Source organism: Peptoniphilus lacrimalis DSM 7455 (assembly GCF_000378725.1).
GTDB classification, from domain to species: domain Bacteria; phylum Bacillota; class Clostridia; order Tissierellales; family Peptoniphilaceae; genus Peptoniphilus_A; species Peptoniphilus_A lacrimalis.
This window is the reverse complement of sequence record NZ_KB900387.1, coordinates 1-1,045: the sequence shown is the minus strand read 5'-3', so window position 1 is coordinate 1,045 and position 1,045 is coordinate 1. Positions and strand designations below refer to the sequence as shown.

Sequence of the window (1,045 nt, the reverse complement as noted above, 5' to 3'; positions counted from 1 at the left end):
CTGGGGTGAAGTCGTAACAAGGTAGCCGTATCGGAAGGTGCGGCTGGATCACCTCCTTTCTAAGGAGAAAACCAAAATCTTCCATAGTCCAAGGACTATGGAAGATGAGGAAAAACGAAATTATTCTTACACTATTAATTATATATTATAATTAATCTAGTTACCCTATTAATATATGTATATTAAATTATAGGAAGGTTATGATTGATTTTGTAGGATTTTCTTATTGCTAAATTACTTTGGGATCTTTGTGCTATATTGCTATCTAATTTTAGAAGTAGAAAGATAAAGAATGATATCATAGGTTACTTATTCCTTAGTTGATAATAAATATTTTTGAAATTACTGATATTATAGATTTTGCGATATTGGATTGTATTAATTAGGAATTGGTTCAAATGAAAAAAATATCATTGATATTTGTATTTATATTCTTAATACAAATTGTTTTGGTTTTTGAGAAAAATTTTATTAATTCAACATATATTAAATCATTAAGTGGTATTGATAATAAACTTTCAGATAATAATTATGAGAGGGTTGTTGAAATAGAAGGAAGTAAATTTCTTGGTAGACAAACTTTTTCTACAGCTGAATTAATTAGAAACTCATCAAAATTCAATCATGTTGTTACTGATTTTTTAACAGATGCCGGTGCATTTAATGATGTGGAAACAGTTGATGGAATTATAAATATTTCAATAGATGCAACTAGGGTTAATTGGTATAGTGTTTTTACTATAGATATGCCTGGTTATATTGATTTTTCAAGATACTTAAAAGTTGTTTATAGAGTTGATAGGCTTAATGAAAATAGGAAATTTATTCAATCAGCAAAATTATGCATAGGAGCACATCGATATTATTATGACTATCCCAATGGTGGTTATATAGATAACGGTGTAAAGATATGGTCCGCTGAAGTTAAGTAATTGAACAGGTGATTTGATTTAATTATATATGGGGGTGTAGCTCAGTTGGGAGAGCACCTGCCTTGCAAGCAGGGGGTCAGGAGTTCGAATCTCCTCATCTCCACCATTCAAAA

Annotated in this window: 1 protein-coding gene, 1 tRNA gene and 1 rRNA gene; all 3 read left to right on the top strand. The window is 29.8% G+C overall.

Features of this window, described 5'->3' with window-relative positions:
* A 16S ribosomal RNA gene (locus tag F594_RS0109100) occupies positions 1-59 on the top strand; the annotation flags it as partial.
* Between the two features lie 339 nt (positions 60-398).
* Positions 399-932, top strand: coding sequence for a hypothetical protein (locus F594_RS0109095; protein ID WP_019035360.1), 534 nt, complete (start codon positions 399-401; stop codon positions 930-932).
* A 30-nt stretch (positions 933-962) separates the two neighbouring features.
* Positions 963-1,038 (top strand) — tRNA-Ala (locus tag F594_RS0109090).
* Positions 1,039-1,045 lie beyond the last annotated feature (7 nt).

Coding starts and splice junctions, on each gene's coding strand:
- F594_RS0109095 (WP_019035360.1), top strand. CDS start 399: ATGAAAAAAATATCATTGATATTTGTATTTATATTCTTAATACAAATT.